Consider the following 22,746-nt stretch of genomic DNA (forward strand, 5'->3'; position numbering starts at 1 on the left):
GGCGGGGGCGGCCGCGTTGAGGTCGATCACGCCAGCCACCCCGCCTGCACCGCCAGGAAGGCCGCCACCACGAGCAGCGCGCCGGTCAGGATCGAGGTCGCGTACGACCGCACGAAACCGGTCTGCAGCCGCCGGAGCCGGCCCGAGCCACCACCCACCGCGGCGGCGAGGCCGTTGACCAGCCCGTCGACGCCCCGGTTGTCGAGGAAGACCAGCGCCCGGGTGAGGAAGATGCCCGGCTTCTCGAAGACCGCCTCGTTGACGGCGTCCGTGTAGAGGTTCTTGCGGGCGGCGGTGACCAGCACGCCGGCCGGCTGCGGCTCGGTGGCCGTGCCGTTGCGGAACAGGAACCAGGCCAGCCCGGCCCCGAGCACGGTCACCAGCAGCGAGAGCGTGGTGATCAGCCAGTGCGCCATGACGGCGTGCTGGCCCTCCTCCTGGTGGCGCAGGCCCGCGGTCGCCTCCAGCCAGTCCGGCACGGACGAGGCCAGCAACGCGCCGGCCGCGACCGAACCGATCGCCAGCAAGATCAGCGGGATCGTCATCAGCTTCGGCGACTCGTGCGGGTGCTCGATGTCCTCGGTCCAGCGGGCCGGGCCGTGGAAGGTGAGCACGAAGAGCCGGGTCATGTAGAACGCGGTGAGCCCGGCGCCGAGCAGCGCGGCCAGGCCGAAGAGCCAGGCCGTCCAGCCCTCACGCTCGAACGCGGCCACGATGATCGGCTCCTTGGAGAAGAAGCCGGAGAACGGGAACATGCCGATGATGGCCAGCCAGCCCATCATGAAGGTCAGCCAGGTGACCTTCATGTACTTCGACAGGTTGCCGAAGCGGCGGATGTCGACCTGGTCGTTCATGCCGTGCATGACCGAGCCGGCGCCGAGGAACATGTTGGCCTTGAAGAAGCCGTGCGCCAGCAGGTGCACGATGGCCAGCGCGTACGCCGCGCCGCCCAGGCCCACGCCGAGGAACATGTAGCCGATCTGGCTCACCGTCGACCAGGCCAGCACCCGCTTGATGTCGTCCTTGGCCGCGCCGATGAGGCAGCCCATCAGCAGGGTGATCGCGCCGACGCTGACCACCACGAGCTGGAGCGTGTGGTTGGCCGAGAAGATCGGGTTGGAGCGGGCGATCAGGTAGACGCCCGCGGTGACCATGGTCGCCGCGTGGATGAGCGCGGAGACCGGGGTCGGGCCCTCCATGGCGTCCGGCAGCCACGCCTGGAGCGGGAACTGGCCGGACTTACCGGTGGCACCGAGGAGCAGCAGCAGGCCCAGCACCAGCACGGTGGTGGCGCTCAGCGCGCCGACGCCGTTGAAGACCTCGTCGTACTGGGTGGTGCCGAGCATGGCGAACATGACGAAGATGCCGATGGCCAGGCCGGCGTCGCCGACCCGGTTCATGAGGAACGCCTTCTTGCCGGCGGTGGCCGCGCTCGGCCGGCCGTACCAGAAGGAGATCAGCAGGTACGACGCCAGACCGACGCCCTCCCAGCCGAAGTAGAGCATCACGTAGTTGTTGCCGAGCACCAGCAGCAGCATCGCGGCGACGAACAGGTTGAAGTACCCGAAGAACCGCCGCCGGCCCTCGTCGTGCGCCATGTACTCGACCGCGTAGAGGTGGATCAGGAAACCCACCCCGGTGATCAGCAGTACGAAGACGGCGGCCAGCGGGTCGAAGAGCAGACCGAAGTCCACCTTGAGGTCGCCGACCGTGATGAACTGCCAGAGGCTCTGCTCGACCTGCTTGTTCTCCAGGCCACGCAGCTGGAAGAAGTAGGTCAGGCCGAGCACGAAGGCGGCGCCGATGGCCGCCACGCCCAGCCAGTGACCCCAGCGGTCCGCCCGCTTGCCGAGCAGCAGCAGGATCGCCGCGCTCACCAGCGGGATGGCCACCAGCAGCCAGACACTGCCCAGAAGCCCGCTGGCCTGGGCGAATTCCACAGTCTCTTCCACCACGAGCCCCTCAGTACTTCAGCAGGTTGGCGTCGTCGACGCTCGCCGAGCGCCGGGTCCGGAAGATCGACATGATGATCGCGAGCCCGACCACGACCTCGGCCGCGGCCACCACCATCACGAAGAACGCCATGATCTGGCCGTTCAGGTCGCCGTTGATCCGGCTGAACGTGACGAGCGTCAGGTTGGCCGCGTTGAGCATCAGCTCGACGCACATGAACAGCACGATCGCGTTGCGCCGGATCAGCACGCCGACGGCGCCGATGGTGAACAGCACCGCCGCGAGGATCAGGTAGTAGTCCGGGGTCACTTCTCCGTCCCCTTCAACGAGGTCTCCTCGGCCGTCAGCTCCCGCACCGGCATGATCTCCGGGATGCTGCGGTCGGTCAGCCGGCCGTCGGGCAGGCGGGCCGGGGTGGCCACCGAGGACGACGTGGCGAAGACACCCGGTCCGGGCTTCGGGCCGGGGTAGTTGCCGGGGCGGAACCGGGCCTTCATGGTGGCGACCTGGTCCATCCGGTCCTCCTTGCGCCGCTCCACGTGCGCCAGCACCATCGCGCCCACCGCCGCCGTGATGAGCAGCGCGGACGTCAGCTCGAAGGCGAAGACGTACTTGGTGAACAGCAGCCGGGCGATGCCCTGCACGTTGCCCTCGGCGTTCGGCTTGTCCAGGCCGACGGCCTGCACGCCCTCCAGCGCCCGGTAGAGCCCGGAGCCGACCAGGCCGGCGAAGCCGAGCCCGAGCACCACCGCGGCGACCCGCTGGCCGCGCAGCGTCTCGATCAGCGAGTCGGAGGCGTCGCGGCCGACCAGCATGAGCACGAAGAGGAAGAGCATCATGATCGCGCCGGTGTAGACGATGATCTGCACCATGCCGATGAACGGCCCGGCCTGGAGCACGTAGAACACGCCCAGGCAGAGCATGGTCAGCACCAGCCAGAGCGCCGAGTGCACCGCGTTGCGCGCCCAGACCATGCCGATGGCCCCGAGAAGGGCCAGCGGGGCGAGGATCCAGAAGGTGACCTCCTCACCCCCGGACACCTGGCCCGCCGCGGCGAGCACCGTCTGCGTGGTCATGCTCCTGCTCCCTTGCCCGCCTCGGCCCGCTGCGCGGCCTGCTCGGCGCCGGGGAAGGTCACGCCGGGGTGCTCCTCCACCTGGTACCGGCCCGGGCCCATGGGCGAGCGCTCGGCGCCGGCCGAGGTGCCCGGGTTGGTCAGCCCGCCGACGTAGTAGTCCTTCTCGCTGTCGCCCAGCCGCATCGGGTGCGGCGGCTGCTCCATGCCGGGCAGCAGCGGCGCGAGCAGCTGCTCCTTCGTGAAGATCAGGTCCTGCCGGTTGTCCCGGGCCAGCTCGTACTCGTTGCTCATGGTGAGCGACCGGGTCGGGCAGGCCTCGATGCAGAGCCCGCAGAAGATGCACCGGGCGTAGTTGATCTGGTAGACGCTGGCGTACCGCTCACCCGGGGAGAAGCGCTGCTCCTCGGTGTTGTCGCCACCCTCCACGTAGATCGCGTCCGCCGGGCACGCCCACGCGCACAGCTCGCAGCCGATGCACTTCTCCAGCCCGTCCGGGTGCCGGTTGAGGATGTGCCGCCCGTGGTAGCGCGGCGCCGAGACCGGCGGCTTGAACGGGTAGTCGGTCGTGACGACCTTCTTGAACATGTGCGAGAAGGTGACACCGAAGCCCTTGAACGTTCCGGTGATCGCGCCCACGTCACACCTCCCTGGAGTCCGAGCCGGCGACGACGTTGGCCGGCTCCCGCTCGGCGACCACGCGCTTGGTACGCGGGCTCGGCGGAACCTGAAGATCCATCGGCGGCAGCGGGAAGCTGCCGTGTGGACGGCTGTTCACCTGCTCCTGGAGCGGCGGCTTCGGCGCCTTCTTCCGGCTCGGCCAGAAGAGCGTCGCCAGCAGCAGCACGCCCGCGGCGATGCCGGTGGCGAGCAGCCGGTCCTTGGTCTGCCAGTCCTCGATCGAGCGGAGCCCGCTCAGCACCAGGATCCAGACCAGGTTGATCGGCAGCAGGACCTTCCAGCCGAAGCGCATGAACTGGTCGTAGCGGAGCCGGGGCAGGGTGCCCCGCAGCCAGACGAAGACGAAGACCAGGACGATGACCTTGCCGAAGAACCACAGCATCGGCCACCAACCCGAGTTGGCGCCCGACCACAGGGTGATCGGCCAGGGGGCCCGCCAGCCGCCGAGGAACAGCGTCGTGGTGACCGCGGACATGGTCACCATCGAGACGTACTCGGAGAGCATGAAGAGCGCGAACTTCAGCGAGCTGTACTCGGTCATGAAGCCCGCGACCAGCTCCGACTCCGCCTCGGGCAGGTCGAACGGCGCCCGGTTGGTCTCACCGACCATGGCGATGAAGAAGATGACGAAGCTGGGCAGCAGCAGGATCGCGTACCAGCCGGGGGCCGGGATCTGCTGGCCGGCGATGGTGAGCTGGGTGGCGTCACCCTGCGCGGCGACGATCCCGCTTGTCGACATCGTGCCGGCGGTCATGAACACCGCCACGATGCTCAGCCCCATGGCGACCTCGTACGAGATCATCTGGGCGCTGGACCGGAGACCGCCGAGCAGCGGGTACGTCGAGCCGGAGGCCCAGCCGCCGAGCACGATGCCGTAGATGCCCATCGAGGAGCAGGCGAGGATCACCAGCACCGCCACCGACACGTCGGTGACCTGCAGCGGCGTGTGGTGGCCGAAGATGCTCACCATCGGGCCGAACGGCACCACCGACAGCGAGGTGACCGCGCAGATCACCGAGATGGTCGGCGCGAAGAAGAAGACCACCTTGTCGGCGGTCCGCGGGAGGATGTCCTCCTTGAAGGCCATCTTCAGGCCGTCCGCGAGGGTCTGCAGCAGGCCGAACGGGCCGACCTGGTTCGGGCCGGGCCGGACCGCCATGCGGCCGACCACCCGGCGCTCGAACCAGACGCCGAGCAGCGTGGCCAGCAGGCCGAAGGCGAACGCGAAGACGATCTTCCCGAGGACCAGCCACCACGGGTCCTTGCCGAAGTCGGCGAGCGTCGGGTCCTGCGCCGCGAGAATGACGGTGCTCATTGGGCACTCCCGGTGTTGAGGAGCGGACCCGGACGGAGGGCCGCGTCCGCGGCGACCGCCGCGGCCGAGACCTTCACGATCTCGCCGGACGTCGCGCCGAGGCTGCGCCGGACGGTCGAGCCGGGTGAGTTGGTCGGCAGCCAGACGACGCCGTCCGGCATCTCGGTGATCGCCGCCGGCAGGGTGACCGCGCCGCGGTCCGTACCGACGGTCACCGGGTCACCGTCCGCGACACCGAGCGCCTCGGCGGTGCCCTTGCCCAGCCGGACCACCGGCGGGCGGGCGGTGCCGGCGAGGTGCTCGTCGCCGTCGGTGAGGCTGCCCAGGTCGAGCAGCTGGTGCCAGGTGGCCAGCACGGCCTCGCCGGCGCCGGGCTGCGGCACGGTGGCCGGCTCGACGGACGGGGCGGACGGCCGGTCGACCCGGGTCGGCGGCAGCGCGCCCAACTCCCGGCGGACGCTCTGCACGTCACCGGTGCCGAGCCGCACGTCGAGCTGCGCGGCGATCGCGTCGAGCACCCGGCCGTCGGTCATGGCCGCGGTGTCCAGCACCTTCTCGAAGGTGCGCAGCCGGCCCTCCCAGTCCAGGAAGCTGCCGGCCTTCTCGACCACCGGGGCGACCGGCAGGACCACGTCGGCCCGGCGGGCCACCGCGCTCATCCGCAGCTCCAGGCTGACCAGGAACGGCACCGCGTCCAGGGCCTGCTCGGCCAGGCGCGGGTCGGACAGGTCGGCCGGGTCGACGCCGGCCACCACGAGGGCGCCGATCTGACCGTTGGCCGCGGCCGTGAGGATGCCGTCGGTGTCCCGGCCGGCCTGGCTCGGGATCACCCCGGCCGGGATGTCCCACGCCTCGCCCAGCTCGGCGCGGGCGGCCGGCTCGGTGACCACGCGGCCGCCGGGCAGCAGGTTGGGCAGGCAGCCCGCGTCGACCGCGCCGCGGTCACCCGCGCGCCGCGGCACCCAGGCCAGCTTGGCCCCGGTACGGCGGGCCACGTCCGCCGCGGCGGAGAGGCCGCCGGGCACCGCGCCCAGCCGCTCGCCGACGATCAGGATGGCGCCCGGCTGGCTCAGCGCCTCGGCCACCGTGGCGTGCTCGGCCAGCACGCTGGCCTCCTCGCCCGGCACCACCCGGGCCAGCTTGGCCCCGAGCTTCTCCAGGCCGCGGGTCGCGAACGGCGCGAGCGCGTACACCGTGAGCTTCTTCTTCAGGTACGCCTTGCGCAGCCGCAGGAAGAGGATCGGGCACTCCTCCTCCGGCTCCAGGCCGACCAGCACCACGGCGGGCGCGTTCTCCACGTCGGCGTAGGTCACGTCGGTGACCCCGGCGACGCTGCTGGCCAGGAAGTCGGCCTCCTCGCGGGAGACCGGGCGGGCCCGGAAGTCGATGTCGTTGGTGTGCAGGGCGACCCGCGCGAACTTCGCGTACGCGTAGGCGTCCTCGACGGTGAGTCGGCCGCCGGTCAGCACCGCCGTGCCCTGCTCGCCGTCCCGGGCGGCGCGCAGCCCCTCGGCGGCCCGGGTCAGGGCCTCGCTCCAGGACGCCTCGCGCAGCTCACCGGTCTTCTCGTCCCGCACCAGCGGGGTGGTGAGCCGGTCGAACGCGCGGGTGTACTGGAAGCCCCAGCGGCCCTTGTCGCAGTTCCACTCCTCGTTCACCGCCGGGTCGTCACCGGCCAGCCGGCGCAGCACCTTGCCGCGCCGCCAGTCGGTGCGCTGCGCGCAGCCGGCCGCGCAGTGCTCGCACGCGCTGGGGGTGGAGACCAGGTCGAACGGGCGGGCCCGGAACCGGTACTGCGCGCCGGTCAGCGCGCCCACCGGGCAGATCTGCACGGTGTTGCCGGAGAAGTACGAGTTGAAGGGGACGTCGCCCTCGTCGCCCTGCTCGCCGTACGCATCGTCCCGGTAGATGTTGATCTCCTCGGCGGACGACCGGCCCATCAGGTCGATGAACTTGTCGCCGGCGATCTCCTCGGAGAACCGGGTGCAGCGCTGGCAGAGCACGCAGCGCTCGCGGTCGAGCAGCACCTGGGTGCTGATCGGCAGCGGCTTCGGGTACTCCCGCTTGTGCTCGTGGAAGCGGGAGTCGGTGCGGCCGGTGGACATCGCCTGGTTCTGGAGCGGGCACTCGCCGCCCTTGTCGCACATCGGGCAGTCCAAGGGGTGGTTGAGGAGCAGCAGCTCCATCACCCCCTCCTGGGCCTTCTTGGCGACCGGGGAGGTGAGCTGCGTCCGCACCACCATGCCGTCGGCCACGGTCTGGGTGCAGGAGGCGACCGGCTTGCGCTGGCCCTCCACCTCCACCAGGCACTGCCGGCAGGCGCCGGCCGGGGCCAGCAGCGGGTGGTCGCAGAACCGCGGGATCTCGGTGCCCAACTGCTCGGCGACCCGGATCAGCAGCGCCCCCTTGGGCGCGGTGACCTGGACGCCGTCGATGGTCAGGGTGACGGTCTCGGTCTGCTTGGCTACGTCGGTCATCAGTGGGCTCCCACCAGCTGCTTCTCGGAGAGCTTCGGCGCGGTACGTCCCTCGATGTAGTCGAGGTAGTCCTGCTTGAAGTACTGCAGGGACGAGGTCACCGAGCTGGTCGCACCGTCACCCAGGCCGCAGAACGAGCGGCCGAGGATGTTGTCGCAGGTGTCGAGCAGGGTGTCCAGGTCCTCGTGGGTGCCCTGACCGGAGAGGATCCGCCGGTAGACCCGGACCATCCAGTAGTTGCCCTCACGGCACGGGGTGCACTTGCCGCACGACTCGTGGTGGTAGAACTCCAGCCACCGGTAGGTCGCGTACACCGGGCAGTCCTGGTCGGAGAAGATCTGCGTGGCCGTGGTGCCCAGGATCGAGCCGGCCGCCGCCACCCCCTCGAAGTCCAGGGGCACGTCCAGGTGCTCGGCGGTGAGCAGCGGCGTCGACGAGCCGCCCGGGGTCCAGAACCGCAGGTTGTGCCCGGGCTGCATGCCGCCGGCCAGCTCGATCAGCTCGCGCAGGGTGATCCCCATCGAGCACTCGAACTGGCCCGGGTTGGCGATCCGGCCGGAGAGCGAGTAGATCATCGGGCCGGAGGACTTCTCCGTCCCCATGGTCTTCCACCAGTCGGCGCCGCCCAGCACGATGTACGGCACGCTGGCGATGGTGCCGACGTTGTTCACCACGGTCGGGCTCGCGTACAGGCCGTGGGTCGCCGGGAACGGCGGGCGCAGCCGGGGCTGGCCCCGGAAGCCCTCCAGCGAGTCCAGCAGCGCGGTCTCCTCACCGCAGATGTACGCCCCGGCGCCGGAGTGCACCACCAGGTCGAGGTCGAAGCCGCTGCCCTGGATGTTCCGGCCCAGGTAGCCCTTGGCGTACGCCTCCCGCACGGCGTTGCGCAGCCGGCGGGCGGCGTGCACGGCCTCGCCGCGGATGTAGATGTACGCCCGGTTGGCGCGGATCGCGTACGAGGCGATGATGACGCCCTCGACAAGCGAGTGCGGGTCGTGGGTCATGAGCGGCAGGTCCTTGCAGGTGCCCGGCTCGCCCTCGTCGGCGTTCACCACGAGGTAGTGCGGCTTGCCGTCGCCCTGCGGGATGAACCCCCACTTGAGACCGGTCGGGAAGCCCGCGCCGCCACGGCCGCGCAGCCCGGAGTCCTTGATCAGCTGGATCAGGTCGTCGGGGTGCGCCTTGAGCGCCTTGCGCAGGGCGGCGTAGCCGTCCAGCTTCTCGTAGGTGCCGATCCGCCAGGCGTCCGGCGACAGCCAGCGCTTGGTGAGCACCGGCGTCAGCTTGGCCAGCGTCTCCGGCCGAGGAGCGGTCACTTCTGGACCCCCGTTTCGCTCGCGACCGCCGGGCCCGCGCCGTTGGCGCCCGCCCCGGCCTCCGCTTCCTTGAGGTTGCGCTGCTGCGCCCCGGCCTCGTCGCCGGCGGGCTTGCCGTCACCGGCCGGCGGGTTGGCCGCCGCGCCGGCGGACTCGGCCGCCTGCGCGTCGCGGGGCGCCGGCGCCGTGGAGTCGGTCGGGACCTTGGTGCCGGGGCTGTCCGGCACCGCGGTGCCCGCGTCCGGCTGCCGGGTCTCGGCGGTACGCACCTGCGGCGACTTGTCGTCCGGCGCCTTCACGTCCGGCGCCGTGCTGCCGGTGGCCGCCGCGGGCTTCACCGGCTCGGGGGCCGGGGCCGGCTTGGCGGCCTCGGCCTTGGCCTTCGCCTCGGCGGCGGCCCTGTCGGCCTCGGCCTTGCTGCGGATCGGGGTGTTCGGGTCGAAGCCCGGCACCGAGATGCCGTGCTGCTCGGCCAGGCGCAGGCCCCGCAGGGTCGGCTCGCCGGGCCCGCCGTCGGCCACCGCGCCGTCGCGCTCGTCGGCGAAACCGGCGAGCTGGACGGCCATCTCCTTGAGGGTGCAGAGGCGGGCGCCCCGGGTCGGCATCGGCCGGCCGCCCGCCCGCAGCTCCTCCACCACGCCGAGCGCGCCCTGCGGGTCGACGTTGTCGAAGAAGTCGTAGTTGACCGTCATGACCGGGCCGTAGTCGCACGCCGCCAGGCACTCGGCGTGCTCCAGGGTGATCTTCCCGTCGGCGGTGGTCTCGTCGTGCCCGACGCCCAGGTGCTCGGCGAGGGTGTCGTAGACCTCCTGGCCGCCGAGCACGTTGCACATGGTGTTGGTGCAGACGCTGACCAGGTAGTCACCGGTCGGCTTGCGCTTGTACATCGTGTAGAAGGTGGCGACCGCGCCGACCTGGGCCTTGTTCAGGCCGAGCACCTCGGCGCAGAACTCGACCCCGGCCGGGGAAACGTACCCCTCCTCGGACTGGACCAGGTGCAGCAGCGGCAGCAGGGCCGAGCGGGACCGGTCCGCCGGGTACCGGGCGATGATCTCCCGCGCCCGCTCCCGGGTCTCTTCGGTGAAAACACTCATCGGTCACAACCACCCATCACGGGGTCCAGCGAGGCGCCACCGGCGATCACGTCGGCGATCAGGCCGCCCTCGGCCATCGCCGGGAGGGCCTGGAGGTTGACGAAGCTCGGCTCCCGGTAGTGCACCCGGTAGGGCCGGGTGCCGCCGTCGGAGACCGCGTGCACGCCCAGTTCGCCGCGGGGCGACTCGACGGCGACGTACACCTGGCCCGGCGGGACCCGGAAGCCCTCGGTGACGAGCTTGAAGTGGTGGATCAGCGACTCCATCGACTGACCCATGATCTTGGCGACGTGCTCCAGCGAGTTGCCCATGCCGTCGACGCCGATGGCGAGCTGCGCCGGCCAGGCGATCTTGCGGTCGGCCACCATCACCGGGCCCGGCTTGAGCCGGTCGAGGGCCTGCTCGACAAGCTTCAGCGACTCCCGGATCTCGGCCAGCCGGACCAGGTAGCGGCCCCAGACGTCGCCGTCGGTGTGCGTCGGCACGTCGAACTCGTACGTCTCGTAGCCGCAGTACGGCATGGTCTTGCGCAGGTCCCAGGCGAGACCGGCGGAGCGCAGCACCGGACCGGTCACACCGAGCGCGACGCAGGCGGTCACGTCGAGGACCGCCACGTTCTTCGTCCGCTCGGTCCAGATCGGCTGGCCGGAGAGGAGGTCCTCGTACTCCTTGAGCTTCTTCGGCATGAGCTTCAGGAAGTCGCGGATCTTGACGATCGCGTCGTCCGGCACGTCCTGCGCGACGCCGCCCGGCCGCACGTACGCGTGGTTCATGCGCAGGCCGGTGATGGTCTCGAAGATGTCGAGGATGTACTCCCGCTCGCGGAAGCCGTACAGCATCATGTTGATCGCGCCCAGCTCCATGCCGGTGGTGGCCAGCCAGACCAGGTGCGACGAGATGCGGTTGAGCTCCATCATCAGCACCCGGATGGTGGTGGCCCGCTCGGTCACCTCGTCGGTGATGCCGAGCAGCTTCTCCACCGCGAGCGCGTACGCCGTCTCGTTGAACAGCGGGGAGAGGTAGTCCATCCGGGTCACGAAGGTCGAGCCCTGGACCCAGTTGCGGTATTCGAGGTTCTTCTCGATGCCGGTGTGCAGGTAGCCGACGACCGAGCGGGCCTCGCGGACCGTCTCGCCCTCCAGCTCCAGGATCAGCCGGAGCACGCCGTGCGTGGACGGGTGCTGCGGACCCATGTTGACGACGATCCGCTCGTCGTTGATCGGGTCCGTGCCGGAGACGACCTGGTCCCAGTCCCCACCGGTGACGGTGAAGACCTTGCCCTCGGTCGTCTCGCGCTCGGTCGCGTAGTTGGACGTGGTCACTGGTAGGACCTCCTACGGTCCGGCGGCGGGATTTCCGCACCCTTGTACTCGACGGGGATGCCGCCGAGCGGGTAGTCCTTGCGCTGCGGGTGCCCCTCCCAGTCGTCCGGCATGAGGATCCGGGTCAGGTTGGGGTGGCCGTCGAAGACGATGCCGAACATGTCGTACGTCTCCCGCTCCTGCCAGTCGGCGGTCGGGTAGACGGCGGTGACGCTCGGCAGGTGCGGGTCCTCGGCGGAGACCGCGGCCTCCAGCCGGACCCGGCGCCGGTAGGTCATCGAGGTGAGCTGGTAGACCACGTGCAGCCGGCGCCCGTCCGCGCCCAGGTAGTCCACACCGGACACCGAGGAGCAGAGCTCGAAGCGGAGCGCCAGGTCGTCACGCATCACCTGGCAGACCTCGGCGATCCGCTCCGGGCGGACGTGCAGGGTCAGTTCGCCCCGGTCGACCACGACCTTCTCGATCGCGTCGCCGAACTGGGGGTACGCCTCCTCCAGCGCGTCGCGGACCTCGTCGAAGTAGCCCCCGTACGGGCGGGCGGCCTCCTCGATGGGCTTGCGCTGGCGGACCAGGCCGCCGTAGCCGGAGACGTCGCCGGTGCCCTGGTTGCCGAACATGCCGCGCCCGGCAGGGCTGGCCGGCGGGTACTCCGCCGGTGCGGTGCTGCTGGCGCCGGCCGGGGTGGTCGGGACCGGCACGCCGCCGTCGTTGTTCTTGTCGTTCGGTGCCGTCACTTCGGGCCCCCCTGCGACTGGAGGTGGTTCTGCGCCTTCATCCAGTTCTCGATCCGCAACTGCTCCTCGCGCCCCTCGCGGACCGCCTTCGTCCACTCGGCGCGCCGGGCCTTGTCGTTGCGGTACGACGACGGCATCGAGCCGTAGGGCACGACGGGCACGTCACCGCGCTCCTTGCGGGCCTCCAGCATCTTGCGGCCGTTCGCACCCAGCGGCTCGTACATGATCTTCTCGCGGAGCTTGAGCACCGCGTCGATGAGCATCTCGGGCCGGGGCGGGCAACCCGGGAGGTACATGTCGACCGGCACGATGTGGTCGACGCCCTGCACGATGGCGTAGTTGTTGAACATGCCGCCGCTGCTGGCGCAGACGCCCATCGAGATGACCCAGCGGGGCTCGGCCATCTGGTCGTAGATCTGGCGCAGCACCGGGGCCATCTTCTGGCTCACCCGGCCGGCCACGATCATCAGGTCCGCCTGCCGCGGCGAGGCCCGGAAGACCTCCATGCCCCAACGGCCCATGTCGTAGTGCGGACCACCGGCGGCCATCATCTCGATGGCACAGCAGGCCAGGCCGAAGGTGGCGCCCCAGACGGACGACTTCCGCGACCAGTTGACCAGCTTCTCCACGGAGGTGAGCAGGACGCCGGCCGGGAGCTTCTCCTCGATGCCCATCTGACGTACCTCCCTCAGTCCCAGTCCAGGCCGCCGCGCCGCCAGACGTAGGCGTAGGCGACGAAGACCGCGACGATGAACATGACCATCTCCACGAAGCCGAAGATCGGCAGGGCGTCGAAGGAGACGGCCCAGGGGTAGAGGAAGATGATCTCGATGTCGAAGACGATGAAGAGCATCGCCGTCAGGTAGAACTTGATCGGGAACCGGCCGCCGCCGACCGGCTGCGGGCTCGGTTCGATGCCGCACTCGTACGCCTCGAGCTTGGCCTTGTTCAGACGCCGGGGGCCGGCGAATCGGGCGGCGGCCACGGAGAACAGCGCGAATCCCGCGGCGAGGGCGAACAGCCCGATGATCGGTGCGTAAGGAGAGAGCGTCATCGTTGTCTCCTGCTCGTCCTTCCCTGACCTCGACGGTTGGCGAAAATCACACTATTCACGTCCCTCGTGACCTCGGCCGGCGGGGGTCGATCTTTGTCGGTCCCGGGGCGCCGTGACCCCGGGACCGGTGGTCTAGACGGCGGGCGCCACCCTCGTCATCGCGTTGATGACGCGGTCCATCGCGTCACCACCCCGGGGATCGGTGAGGTTGGCCAGCAGCTTCAGCACGAAGCGCATCAGCATCGGGTGGGGCATGCCGTGCTTGGTGGCCATCCGCATCACCTCGGGCCGGCCGATGAGCTTCACGAAGATGCCGCCGAGCCGGTAGTAGCCGCCGAAGCGGGCCTTCAGCTCCTGCGGGTACGCCAGCAGGGCCCGCTCGCGCTCCGCGCCGACCGGGCGGGCGAGCGCCTGCACCGCGACCTCGGCGGCCAGCTCGCCGGACTCCATCGCGTACGCGATGCCCTCGCCGTTGAACGGGTTGACCATGCCGCCGGAGTCGCCGACCAGCAGGACCCCGCGGGTGTAGTGCGGGACCCGGTTGAAGCCCATCGGCAGCGCGGCGCCGAGGATCGGGCCCTCCGCGTTGGTCTCGTCGGTCATCCCCCAGTCCTCGGGGGTGTTGGCCAGCCAGTCGGTGAGCAGCCGGCGGTAGTTCGTCTTGCCGAAGGCCGAGGAGGAGTTGAGCACGCCCAGGCCGACGTTCACCCGGCCGTCGCCGAGGCCGAAGATCCAGCCGTAGCCGGGCAGCAGCGCGTCGCTGCCCTTGGCCCGCAGCTCCAGCCACGACTCCAGGTAGTCGTCGTCGTGCTTCGCGGGCGAGCGGTAGTAGCGGCGGACCGCCACGCCGATCGGCCGGTCCTCGCGCTTGGCCAGGCCGAGGGCGAGCGGGAAGCGGCCGGAGACACCGTCCGCGGCGACCACGAGCGGCGCGTGGAAGGTGGCCGGCTCCCTGTCCGGGCCCACCTCGGCCTGCACGCCGATCACCCGGTCGTCGGCGCCGAGCACCGGGCCCAGCACGTTGACGCTGGTGCGCAGCTTCGCCCCGGCGGCGACGGCACGCTGGGCGAGCAGGTCGTCGAAGTCGAGCCGGGTCCGGACCAGGCCGTAGTTGGGGAAGCTGGCCAGGTCGGGCCAGTCGAGTTCCAGGCGTACCCCACCGCCGATCACCCGGAGGCCCTTGTTGTGCAGCCAGCCGGCCTCGGGCGAGGTGTCCACGCCCATCCGGATGAGCTGCCGCACGGCCCGGGGGGTGAGCCCGTCGCCGCAGACCTTCTCCCGGGGAAATTCGGTCTTCTCCAGCAGCAGCACGCGTACGCCGTGCCGCGCCAGGTGGTACGCCGTAGCCGATCCTCCGGGACCGGCGCCCACGACGATGACGTCGGCGTCGTTCTCCACCGCGGCCATCCGCGCCTCCTCCCGCATGCTCGTGAAATGCTTCACAAGCCGATCCGGTTGGAGTCTATGACCGGCGTTACACCTGTATGCGCTGAGGGGGGCCTAACTTCGCGGAAACGGGCCGGTATGCGTCCCTCCGGCGCTCAGGAGCGCGCGGAAGCGGCCGGGCCGAGGCCGGCGTCGAGGCGGATCGCCTCGGGCAGGTGCTCGCGCAGCGCGCCGCCGGCCGCGCGGTCGAGCGCGGCCAGCACCTCGGCGACCACCTGACGGACATCGGCGGGATCCGCGCCGGCCAGCTCCCGGAGCTGCGCGATGAGTTCCGCGGCGTCGTCGTCGGTGGCCGCCTGGTCTGGTCCCCTCATGGGGGCGAGCCTACGGGACAAAGTAGACCTAAAACGGATATTCACGAAAAGGCCCGTTTATGCCGGCCCGCGCGTCAGTCCCGGACCGCCCGGTGCAGCGCGACCACACCGCCGGTCAGGTTGCGCCAGGCCACCCGGCCCCAGCCGGCCGCGCCGATCCGCGCGGCCAGCGCCTCCTGGTCCGGCCAGGCCCGGATCGACTCGGCGAGGTAGACGTACGCGTCGGGGTTGCTCGACACCGCGCGTGCCACGGCCGGCAGCGACCGCATCAGGTACGACAGGTAGACCGTGCGGAACGCCGGGTTGACCGGGGTGCTGAACTCGCAGACCACCAGCCGGCCGCCCGGCCGGGTGACCCGGGCGAACTCGCGCAGCGCCGCGTCGGTGTCGTTGACGTTGCGCAGCGCGAAGGAGATGGTCACCGCGTCGAAGCTCGCGTCGGCGAAGGGCAGCCGCAGCGCGTCCCCGGCCAGCAACGGCACCCGCGGACGGGTGCGCTTGCCGGCGTGCAGCATGCCGAGCGACAGGTCCGCGCCGACCGCGTACGCCCCGGAGTGGCCGAGCTCCTCGGTCGAGACGCCGGTGCCGGCGCCCACGTCCAGCACCCGCTCGCCGGGGCGCAGCCCCAGCGCCTCCCGGGTGGCCCGCCGCCAGAACCGGTCCTGCCCGAAGGAGAGCACCGTGTTGGTCAGGTCGTAGCGGGCGGCCACGCCGTCGAACATCGCGGCGACCTCGTGCGGCTGCTTGTCCAGGCTGGCGCGCTGGCCCTGCGGGGTACGGCTCACCCCTCCACTCTGCCAGCCGCCCCCCGCCCGACTCCTGCCGGGTACGCGTGGGGGCGGGGTGGTCGCCCACCCCGCCCCCACGTCGTCCAGGTCGGTCAGTCCTCGGTGCGCTCGTCGGTCGGGGTGACCAGCACCACCTTCCGGCGGCGGGAGAGCAGCAGCAGCGCCCCGCCGGCCAGCAGGACGGCCGCGCCGACGCCGCCGATCAGCCCGACCTGCACACCGGTCACCGGCAGGCCGCCGTCGCCGGCGCCGCCGCCGCTGCCACCGCCCGGGGTCGCCGTCGCGCTCGGCTGGCCGGTCGGAGCCGGCGCGCCGGTGCCCGTCGGGGTGGGCTGCGGCGTGCCGGTCGGGCCCGGGGTGGGCGCGGCCGACAGGTCCACGAAGGCCTCGAAGATGGTGTGGTTGTCCAGCTCGTCGACCTCGGCGAAGGTGCGCCGCTGCGCGGCGTCGGCCGCCCTGGGCGCCTCCTCCGGCGCGCCCTCGGCACCGTCCAACCCGTACGCGAAGAGGTCACCCTCGTGCAGCACCGGCTCGGTGACGTCGTCGCCGACGCGGACCGTGACGCCCGCGGTGTAGTACTGGCCCGGCTGGACCACCGCGCCGTCGTCCTCGCAGAGCGCCTGGGCCTTGCCCAGGATCTCCTGCCGCAGGCAGCCCTCCGGCAGGTCCACGAAGCTCACTCCGGCCGGCAGGGTGAGGCCGTAGAAGACGCCGGTGGCCGGACGGCTGCCGTCGTTGTAGACCGCCCAGTCCAGCGGAACCGTCACGCCACGCCGGACCGGCTTCAGGTCGGGCTCGTCCTGTCCGGCGCCGTCGACCACCACGTTGTCCTGGATGTCCTGCACCCAGGCGGTGAGGTCGTAGCCGGGTCGGGTGACCTGGACCGGCACCTCCACGATCTCGTCGGCCGTGTTCGGCTGGGGGCTGACGGTGCCCACGCCGACGGTCAGCACACCGCCGTCGCCCTTGCCGCCGGTGCTGAACAGCGGGATGCCGAAGTCCTCGCTGGTGCCGGCGGGCAGGTCGCCCAGCCGGCAGTCGTAGAACTGGCTGGAGACGACCCGGCAACCGTCCGGCAGCACGTAGCCCACGCGCTTCGGGTTGAGCTCGTCGACCTTGACCCGGACGCTGACGTCCTTCGCCTCGGCCGTGCCGACGTTGGTCACGGTGAACTTGAACGGCTTGGCCTGGGCGGCCTCGACGCCCTTGGCCAGGCTGGTGCTGATCGGGGCGAGCACGAGGTCGGGCAGGTCGGCCGCCTGTGCCGGCGTGCCGACGGCGGCCAGCGCGCCGGCCGCGAGCAGGGCCACGGCGCCGGCACGGGCCAGCGGTGGACGGTAGGTGAAGGTCATGGATCCCCCGGGGTAAGGGACGTGCGGATGGTTGCGGAACGAAGGGACGCTACCGGAGCGACGTCGGGACGCGCCAGAACCCCGTCGATGAATTCCCACCGTCCTCACCGGAACGCAGACAGCAGGGGCGGGATGGTGACCCATCCCGCCCCTGCTGCCGTGCGTTTATGTGAACGGCCCTCGCGGGCCGATGGAGGACGACCGTCAGGCGGACGACGACAGCGTAGCGGCCGCGGCCGCCGGTGGTGGCGGGGTCGCCCAGGTCGCCGTCGATCTGTTATCTCGCAGGTCGGCGACCCGATCGGCGGTACCGACGGAACAGGGTCAGTTGACCTCGACCAGCGGGAGCGACTTACCGGCGCCGCCGCCCGGCAGGGCGATCGAGGAGAAGTGCGAGACCACCCGGTCGTCGCTCGGGTCGTCGGCCGGCGTCCGGTGCACGGCGAGCCGGTTGTAGAGCGTGTCCCGCTGGGCGGGGATCCGGTCGGCGGTGCGGATCATGTTGATCAGCTCGTGCAGGTTCGAGCGGTGCCGGGCGCCGGCCGAGGAGATGACGTTCTCCTCCAGCATGATCGAGCCGAGGTCGTCCACCCCCATGTGCAGAGCGAGCTGGCCGACGTCCTTGCCCGTGGTCAGCCACGACGCCTGGAGGTGCGGCACCGTCTCGAAGAAGAGCCGGGCCACCGCGACGAGCCGCAGGTATTCGAGCGTGGTCGCCTGGGTGCGGCCCTTCAGGTGGTTGTTCTCCGGCTGGTACGTCCAGGGGATGAACGCGCGGAAGCCGCCGGTGCGGTCCTGCACGTCGCGGATCATCCGCAGGTGCTCGATCCGCTCGGCGTGGGTCTCGCCGGTGCCCATCATCATGGTCGCGGTGGACTCCAGGCCCTGCCGGTGCGCCAGCTCCATGACCTCCAGCCAGCGCGCGCCCGACTCCTTGAGCGGCGCGATCGCCTTGCGCGGCCGGTCCGGCAGCATCTCGGCGCCCGCACCGGCGATCGAGTCCAGCCCGGCCGCCTTGATCCGGGCGATCGCCTCGTCCAGGCTCACCCCGGAGACCTTGGCCATGTGCAGGATCTCGCTCGGGCCGATCGAGTGGATGGCGAGCTGCGGGTACGCCGCCTTGACCGAGGAGAACAGCTCCTCGTAGTACTCCACGCCGTAGTCCGGGTGGTGGCCGCCCTGGAGCATCACCTGGGTGGCGCCCAGCTCGACCGCCTCGCCGCACCGGCGCAGGATCTCCTCGGTCGGGTGGGTCCAGCCCTCCTTGTGCTTGGGGGCCCGGTAGAACGCGCAGAACTTGCACGCCGTCACGCAGACGTTCGTGTAGTTGATGTTGCGGTCGATCAGGTACGTGACGATGTTGTCCGGGTAGCGCCGCCGGCGCACCGCGTCCGCCGCCTCGCCCAGCGCGTGGAAGGGCGCCTCGGTGTAGAGCAGCAGGGCCTCCTCGGGCGTGATCCGCCCGCCGTCCGCGCCACGCTGCAGGATGTCGTCGATCTCCCGGCTCACCGTCACGTCTCCGAGGGTACGTCGCCCGCTCGGAGGCCGGAACGCCGCTCCACCCCCGGTGACGAGCGCCCCATCGGCCGGCTCAGTTCATCCCCGGTCCCGCGCGCTCGCCAGGACGGCCGCGATGTCCACCGCGGGATCCCCGAGCACCGGTGGCATCGGAACCGGCCCGGGCCGCGGTCGGCGCCGTCGCCCGCCCCTCAGCGACCAGGTGGCCGAGGAACGCGTCCCGGGTCACGCGTCGTAGTCGACGGTGAGTTTGTCGGTGACCGGGCTGGACTGGCAGGTCAGGACGTAGCCGGCAGCCACCTCGTCGGGCTCCAGCGCGTAGTTGCGGGCCATTGTCACCTCGCCGGAGACCACCTTGGCCCGGCAGGTCGAGCAGACCCCGCCCTTGCAGGCGTACGGCAGCTCGCCGCGGACCTTGAGGGCGGCGTCCAGCACCCGCTCGTCGCGGCCCATCGTGAAGCTCGACGAGCGCCCGTCCAGCACGATCGTCACCTCCGCGCCGCTGCCGGACTCGTCCGTCGGACGGCGGACCGGCTCCGGCGGGGCGTCGACGTGGAACAGCTCGGTGTGCACCGTCGCGTCGGGCACGCCGCGGTCGGCCAGCACCGCCCTGGCGTCCACCACCATCCCGTACGGGCCGCAGAGGAACCACTCCTCGATCGCGTCACCGGGTACGACGGTGTCGAGCAGGCGGGCCAGCCGGTCGGCGTCGATCCGCCCGGAGAGCAGCGCCGACTCGCCCATCTCCCGGGAGAGCACGTGCACGAGGTGCAGCCGGGTCGGCCACCGGTCCTTCAGGTCGGCCAGCTCCTCGGCGAACATCACGGTGTTCGCCGTGCGGTTGCCGTACACCAGGGTGAAGGTGCTTTCCGGCTCGACGGAGAGCGCGGTCGCGACAAGCGAGAGCACCGGGGTGATGCCGGAGCCGGCGACCACCGCGCCGTAGCGGCGGACCCGGTCCGGGGCGAACGCCGAGGTGAAGTGGCCGAGCGGGGGCAGCACCTCGACGACGTCGCCGCCGCGCAGGGCGCCGCAGGCGTACGCGGAAAAGGCGCCGCCGGGGACCTCCCGCACCCCGATCCGCAGCCGCCCGTGCCGGGCCAGCTCGTCGGGGGTCGAGCAGATCGAGTACGACCGCCGCACGTCCTCCCCGCCGGCACCGACCCGCCGGACCGTCAGGTGCTGTCCGGCGGAGAACGCGAACGTCTCCCGCAGCTCCTCGGGCACGGCGAAGGTGATCGCCACGGAGTCGTCGGTGAGCCGGTCGACGGCGGCGACGTGCAGCGGGTGGAAGACCGGCCGGCGACGGACCGGCCGGGTGATCGTGACAGTCACAGCGCCTTCAGGTGGTCGAAGGGTTCGGAACACGAGCGGCAGCGCCACAGGGCCTTGCAGGCGGTGGAGCCGAACCGGCTGACCTGCTCGGTCTCGGGTGAGCCGCAACGCGGGCAGCGGACGGCCAGGGTCAGCGGGACGACCCCGCCGCCCCGCGCGGCCGGCGCGGGTGGGGCGATGCCGGCGGCGGCCAGCTTGGCCCGGCCGCCCTCGGAGATCCAGTCGGTGCTCCACGCCGGGGCGTACACCGTGCGGACCTCGGCGTCCGGGTGACCGGCGGCGGCGAGCGCGCGCCGGATGTCCGCCCGGATCACGTCCATGGCCGGGCAGCCGGTGTAGGTGGGGGTGATGGTGACGACGACCCGACCGGTGGCCGGGTCCTCGTCGACAGACCGCAGGATGCCCAGCTCGTCGATGGTGATGACCCGGATCTCCGGGTCCACCACCGCTGCCACGGCCGCCCTGGGGTCACTCACCAGCGGGCTCCGGGGTGGGCGCGGTGCAGCACCTGCATCTCGGCGAGCAGGTAGGAGAGGTGTTCGGTGTGGACGCCGTCCCGGCCGCCGCCCGGCGCCCAGCCGTCGGCCGGCCGGGTCAGCGTCGCCTCGTCGAGCACCGCGGACACGACGGCGTCGAAGTCGGCCCGCAGGGTGGCCGGGTCGACCGGCGCCGCCGGGTCCGCGGTGAACAGCTCGTGGGTGTACGGCCACACCTGGTCGAGCGCGTCCTGCACGCGCCGGTGCGACTCGTCGGTGCCGTCGCCGAGCCGCTTCACCCAGAGCGAGGCGTGGTCCAGGTGGTACGCGGACTCCTTGCGCGCCTTCGCCCCGATCGCGGCCAGCCGCTCGTCGGCGCACCCGCTCAGCGCGGTGTAGAGGGGGAGCTGGTACGCGGCCAGGAGGAACAGCTTCGCCATGGTCATGCCGAAGTCGCCGTTGGGCAGCTCGACCAGGAGGCAGTTGCGGAACTCCCGGTCGCCGCGCAGGTAGGCCAGCGCGTCCTCGTCCCGGCCGGCGCCCTCCAGCTCGCCCGCGTACGTGAGCAGCAGGCGGGCCGCACCGAGCTGGTCGAGGGCGATGTTGGCCAGCGCGATGTCCTCCTCCATCTCCGGCGCACGGGAGGTCCACTCGCCGAGCCGCTGGGCCGCGATGAGCGCGTCGTCGCCGAGGGCGAGGGTGAAGTCGAACAGGCTGCTCACGCCGCCACCTCGCTCCGCTCGGCGGCGGCGCTTCGCGCCACGCTGCTGAGCCGAATGGTTCGCTCGCTCCGCTCGCTCACAGGTGGTCCACCCCGTCCGGCACCTCGTAGAAGGTGGGGTGGCGGTAGACCTTGTCGGCGGCCGGGTCGAAGAAGGCGTCCTTCTCGTCCGGGCTGGACGCGGTGATCGCGCTCGCCGGCACCACCCAGATCGAGACGCCCTCCTGGCGCCGGGTGTAGAGGTCGCGGGCGTTGCGCAGGGCCAGCTCGGCGTCGGGGGCGTGCAGGCTGCCCACGTGGGTGTGCGACAGCCCGCGCCGCGCCCGCACGAAGACCTCCCAGAGAGGCGAATGGTCCGTGCTCATGCCGCCACCTTCTCCTTGTTCAGCTGCTTCGCCGCGTACGCCGCGGCGGCCTCCCGCACCCAGGCGCCGTCGGCGTGGGCGCGGCGCCGGTGCTCCATCCGCTGCCGGTTGCACGGCCCGTCGCCCTTGATCACCCGCATCAGCTCGTCGTAGTCGGGCTGGGTGTAGTCGTAGGACTGCCGCTGCTCGTTCCAGCGCAGGTCCGGGTCGGGGATGGTGAGACCGAGGATCTCCGCCTGCTGCACGCACATGTCGACGAAGCGCTGGCGCAGCTCGTCGTTGGAGAAGCGCTTGATCTTCCAGGCCATCGACTGGGCGCTGTGCGTCGAGTCTCCGTCCGGGGGGCCGAACATGGCCAGTGAGGGGTACCACCAGCGGTCCACCGCGTCCTGGGCCATCGCCTTCTGTTCCGGGGTGCCGTGGGCCAGCGTGTGCAGGATCTCGTAGCCCTGGCGCTGGTGGAACGACTCCTCCTTGCAGACCCGGATCATGGCGCGGGCGTAGGGGCCGTAGGAGCAGCGGCACAGCGGCACCTGGTTGACGATGGCGGCGCCGTCGACCAGCCAGCCGATCGCGCCCACGTCGGCCCAGGTCAGGGTCGGGTAGTTGAAGATCGAGCTGTACTTCTGCCGGCCCTCGATCAACAGCTCGACCAGTTCGTCCCGGCTGACGCCCAGGGTCTCCGCGGCGGCGTAGAGGTAGAGGCCGTGTCCGGCCTCGTCCTGCACCTTGGCCAGCAGGATCGCCTTGCGCTTGAGCGAGGGGGCCCGGCTGATCCAGTTCCCCTCCGGCTGCATGCCGATGATCTCGGAGTGCGCGTGCTGGGCGATCTGCCGGATCAGCGTCTTCCGGTACGCCTCCGGCATCCAGTCCCGCGGTTCGATCTTCTGGTCGGCGTCGATCACGTCCGCGAAGCACGCCGCGAAGTCCTCGTCCGGGGCCGGTCCGCCGCGCCGGGCGCGCGCCGCAGCCTCGCGCAGCGCGGCCTCCGCCGCCTCCACCTCGCCGAGCAGGCCGCCGCCCGGGCCGTCCTCGGGCGGGGCGAAGTCGTTGCCATACATGAGGCCAGTGTTACAGCTCGCCCCCGATGACACCAGAGGGTGTAACAGGTTTCCGCACCCACCTTCTGTCACCGGACGACCGCTTCCCGTGAGAACCCTGACCTGCGCAAACCCTGTGACGTCGACCACCCGGAGAAGATGAATCCCCACAAGGGCGTCATAACGGTCCAATGCCCCGCCTTCACGGCGAGTTGCCGGGCGTCGGGATCTGGCATCCGGCCTGTCCGGAAGTAGACTTCGCCCGGCACACCGATCGGCTGCCGACGATCGCCACCGGCTCCAGGCCATCTCCCCCGGCCTCGGCGATCAGGCCGAACAGCATTCGGAAGCGCCGGTCCCCCCGGCCAGA

At 71.3% G+C, this 22,746-nt stretch carries 23 protein-coding genes; all 23 read right to left on the reverse strand.

Annotation, left to right across the window (positions count from 1 at the left end; all coding sequences use genetic code 11):
* Positions 1–26: 26 nt before the first annotated feature.
* Positions 27–1,952 carry an NADH-quinone oxidoreductase subunit L gene (gene nuoL, locus GA0070603_RS17980; RefSeq protein ID WP_091322067.1) on the reverse strand — a complete coding sequence of 642 codons (1,926 nt, stop codon included), beginning with the start codon at positions 1,950–1,952 and terminating at the stop codon, positions 27–29.
* A 10-nt stretch (positions 1,953–1,962) separates the two neighbouring features.
* A complete protein-coding gene (gene nuoK, locus GA0070603_RS17985) occupies positions 1,963–2,262 on the reverse strand; it encodes an NADH-quinone oxidoreductase subunit NuoK (RefSeq protein WP_073834091.1) in 300 nt (99 codons plus the stop codon).
* Positions 2,259–3,029 (reverse strand): NADH-quinone oxidoreductase subunit J, encoded by a 771-nt coding sequence (locus tag GA0070603_RS17990; protein ID WP_091315291.1) that lies wholly within the window; start codon positions 3,027–3,029, stop codon positions 2,259–2,261. The genes nuoK and GA0070603_RS17990 overlap by 4 nt, the downstream gene beginning before the upstream one ends.
* Positions 3,026–3,667 (reverse strand): NADH-quinone oxidoreductase subunit NuoI, encoded by a 642-nt coding sequence (gene nuoI, locus GA0070603_RS17995; RefSeq protein WP_091315294.1) that lies wholly within the window; start codon positions 3,665–3,667, stop codon positions 3,026–3,028. Before nuoI ends, GA0070603_RS17990 begins: the two co-directional genes overlap by 4 nt.
* Position 3,668: 1 nt before the next feature.
* Entirely contained in the window at positions 3,669–5,024 is a 1,356-nt protein-coding gene (nuoH, locus tag GA0070603_RS18000) for an NADH-quinone oxidoreductase subunit NuoH (protein WP_091315298.1), read from the reverse strand.
* The gene (locus GA0070603_RS18005; protein WP_091315301.1) at positions 5,021–7,501 is read right to left on the reverse strand and encodes an NADH-quinone oxidoreductase subunit G; all 2,481 of its coding nucleotides are present in this window, start codon (positions 7,499–7,501) and stop codon (positions 5,021–5,023) included. The genes nuoH and GA0070603_RS18005 overlap by 4 nt, the downstream gene beginning before the upstream one ends.
* Positions 7,501–8,817, reverse strand: coding sequence for an NADH-quinone oxidoreductase subunit NuoF (gene nuoF / locus GA0070603_RS18010; protein WP_091315305.1), 1,317 nt, complete (start codon positions 8,815–8,817; stop codon positions 7,501–7,503). Before nuoF ends, GA0070603_RS18005 begins: the two co-directional genes overlap by 1 nt.
* Positions 8,814–9,911 (reverse strand): NADH-quinone oxidoreductase subunit NuoE, encoded by a 1,098-nt coding sequence (gene nuoE / locus GA0070603_RS18015; protein WP_091315308.1) that lies wholly within the window; start codon positions 9,909–9,911, stop codon positions 8,814–8,816. Before nuoE ends, nuoF begins: the two co-directional genes overlap by 4 nt.
* Entirely contained in the window at positions 9,908–11,233 is a 1,326-nt protein-coding gene (locus GA0070603_RS18020; protein ID WP_091315311.1) for an NADH-quinone oxidoreductase subunit D, read from the reverse strand. Before GA0070603_RS18020 ends, nuoE begins: the two co-directional genes overlap by 4 nt.
* Positions 11,230–11,967 (reverse strand): NADH-quinone oxidoreductase subunit C, encoded by a 738-nt coding sequence (locus tag GA0070603_RS18025; RefSeq protein ID WP_091315313.1) that lies wholly within the window; start codon positions 11,965–11,967, stop codon positions 11,230–11,232. The genes GA0070603_RS18020 and GA0070603_RS18025 overlap by 4 nt, the downstream gene beginning before the upstream one ends.
* Positions 11,964–12,641 carry a NuoB/complex I 20 kDa subunit family protein gene (locus GA0070603_RS18030; RefSeq protein ID WP_091261240.1) on the reverse strand — a complete coding sequence of 226 codons (678 nt, stop codon included), beginning with the start codon at positions 12,639–12,641 and terminating at the stop codon, positions 11,964–11,966. Before GA0070603_RS18030 ends, GA0070603_RS18025 begins: the two co-directional genes overlap by 4 nt.
* A gap of 14 nt (positions 12,642–12,655) precedes the next feature.
* A complete protein-coding gene (locus GA0070603_RS18035) occupies positions 12,656–13,021 on the reverse strand; it encodes an NADH-quinone oxidoreductase subunit A (RefSeq protein ID WP_089154551.1) in 366 nt (121 codons plus the stop codon).
* A 132-nt stretch (positions 13,022–13,153) separates the two neighbouring features.
* Positions 13,154–14,428: a geranylgeranyl reductase family protein gene (locus GA0070603_RS18040; protein WP_091322069.1), complete on the reverse strand. Its 1,275-nt coding sequence runs from the start codon at positions 14,426–14,428 to the stop codon at positions 13,154–13,156.
* A gap of 134 nt (positions 14,429–14,562) precedes the next feature.
* Entirely contained in the window at positions 14,563–14,781 is a 219-nt protein-coding gene (locus GA0070603_RS18045; RefSeq protein ID WP_091315316.1) for a hypothetical protein, read from the reverse strand.
* Between the two features lie 74 nt (positions 14,782–14,855).
* Positions 14,856–15,566, reverse strand: a complete 711-nt coding sequence (locus tag GA0070603_RS18050) for a demethylmenaquinone methyltransferase (RefSeq protein WP_091315318.1) — start codon at positions 15,564–15,566, stop codon at positions 14,856–14,858.
* 95 nt (positions 15,567–15,661) lie between these two features.
* On the reverse strand, positions 15,662–16,921 hold the full coding sequence (locus tag GA0070603_RS18055) for a COG1361 family protein (RefSeq protein ID WP_091315321.1): 1,260 nt from the start codon (positions 16,919–16,921) through the stop codon (positions 15,662–15,664).
* A 324-nt stretch (positions 16,922–17,245) separates the two neighbouring features.
* Entirely contained in the window at positions 17,246–18,436 is a 1,191-nt protein-coding gene (gene mqnC, locus GA0070603_RS18060; RefSeq protein WP_091315324.1) for a cyclic dehypoxanthinyl futalosine synthase, read from the reverse strand.
* Between the two features lie 228 nt (positions 18,437–18,664).
* Entirely contained in the window at positions 18,665–19,774 is a 1,110-nt protein-coding gene (paaE, locus tag GA0070603_RS18070) for a 1,2-phenylacetyl-CoA epoxidase subunit PaaE (protein WP_091315327.1), read from the reverse strand.
* Positions 19,771–20,250 (reverse strand): 1,2-phenylacetyl-CoA epoxidase subunit PaaD, encoded by a 480-nt coding sequence (paaD, locus tag GA0070603_RS18075; RefSeq protein ID WP_091315330.1) that lies wholly within the window; start codon positions 20,248–20,250, stop codon positions 19,771–19,773. Before paaD ends, paaE begins: the two co-directional genes overlap by 4 nt.
* A complete protein-coding gene (paaC, locus tag GA0070603_RS18080) occupies positions 20,247–20,972 on the reverse strand; it encodes a 1,2-phenylacetyl-CoA epoxidase subunit PaaC (protein WP_091315333.1) in 726 nt (241 codons plus the stop codon). The genes paaD and paaC overlap by 4 nt, the downstream gene beginning before the upstream one ends.
* 76 nt (positions 20,973–21,048) lie before the next feature.
* Positions 21,049–21,336, reverse strand: coding sequence for a 1,2-phenylacetyl-CoA epoxidase subunit PaaB (gene paaB, locus GA0070603_RS18085; RefSeq protein ID WP_091315336.1), 288 nt, complete (start codon positions 21,334–21,336; stop codon positions 21,049–21,051).
* Positions 21,333–22,397 (reverse strand): 1,2-phenylacetyl-CoA epoxidase subunit PaaA, encoded by a 1,065-nt coding sequence (paaA, locus tag GA0070603_RS18090; protein WP_091315339.1) that lies wholly within the window; start codon positions 22,395–22,397, stop codon positions 21,333–21,335. Before paaA ends, paaB begins: the two co-directional genes overlap by 4 nt.
* A gap of 181 nt (positions 22,398–22,578) precedes the next feature.
* Complete coding sequence (locus tag GA0070603_RS31525; protein WP_167544556.1) at positions 22,579–22,719, reverse strand: hypothetical protein; 141 nt, start codon at positions 22,717–22,719, stop codon at positions 22,579–22,581.
* Positions 22,720–22,746 lie beyond the last annotated feature (27 nt).

Source organism: Micromonospora chersina, assembly GCF_900091475.1.
Lineage (GTDB): Bacteria > Actinomycetota > Actinomycetes > Mycobacteriales > Micromonosporaceae > Micromonospora > Micromonospora chersina.

Bases quoted from the DNA above. Each gene is read 5' to 3' on its own strand.
- GA0070603_RS18005 (WP_091315301.1), bottom strand. From the start codon at position 7,501: ATGACCGACGTAGCCAAGCAGACCGAGACCGTCACCCTGACCATCGAC.
- paaA (WP_091315339.1), bottom strand. From the start codon at position 22,397: ATGTATGGCAACGACTTCGCCCCGCCCGAGGACGGCCCGGGCGGCGGC.
- GA0070603_RS18035 (WP_089154551.1), bottom strand. From the start codon at position 13,021: ATGACGCTCTCTCCTTACGCACCGATCATCGGGCTGTTCGCCCTCGCC.
- nuoH (WP_091315298.1), bottom strand. From the start codon at position 5,024: ATGAGCACCGTCATTCTCGCGGCGCAGGACCCGACGCTCGCCGACTTC.
- GA0070603_RS18045 (WP_091315316.1), bottom strand. From the start codon at position 14,781: ATGAGGGGACCAGACCAGGCGGCCACCGACGACGACGCCGCGGAACTC.
- GA0070603_RS17990 (WP_091315291.1), bottom strand. From the start codon at position 3,029: ATGACCACGCAGACGGTGCTCGCCGCGGCGGGCCAGGTGTCCGGGGGT.
- nuoE (WP_091315308.1), bottom strand. From the start codon at position 9,911: ATGAGTGTTTTCACCGAAGAGACCCGGGAGCGGGCGCGGGAGATCATC.
- GA0070603_RS18055 (WP_091315321.1), bottom strand. From the start codon at position 16,921: ATGACCTTCACCTACCGTCCACCGCTGGCCCGTGCCGGCGCCGTGGCC.
- paaB (WP_091315336.1), bottom strand. From the start codon at position 21,336: ATGAGCACGGACCATTCGCCTCTCTGGGAGGTCTTCGTGCGGGCGCGG.
- GA0070603_RS18040 (WP_091322069.1), bottom strand. From the start codon at position 14,428: ATGGCCGCGGTGGAGAACGACGCCGACGTCATCGTCGTGGGCGCCGGT.
- GA0070603_RS31525 (WP_167544556.1), bottom strand. From the start codon at position 22,719: ATGCTGTTCGGCCTGATCGCCGAGGCCGGGGGAGATGGCCTGGAGCCG.
- GA0070603_RS18030 (WP_091261240.1), bottom strand. From the start codon at position 12,641: ATGGGCATCGAGGAGAAGCTCCCGGCCGGCGTCCTGCTCACCTCCGTG.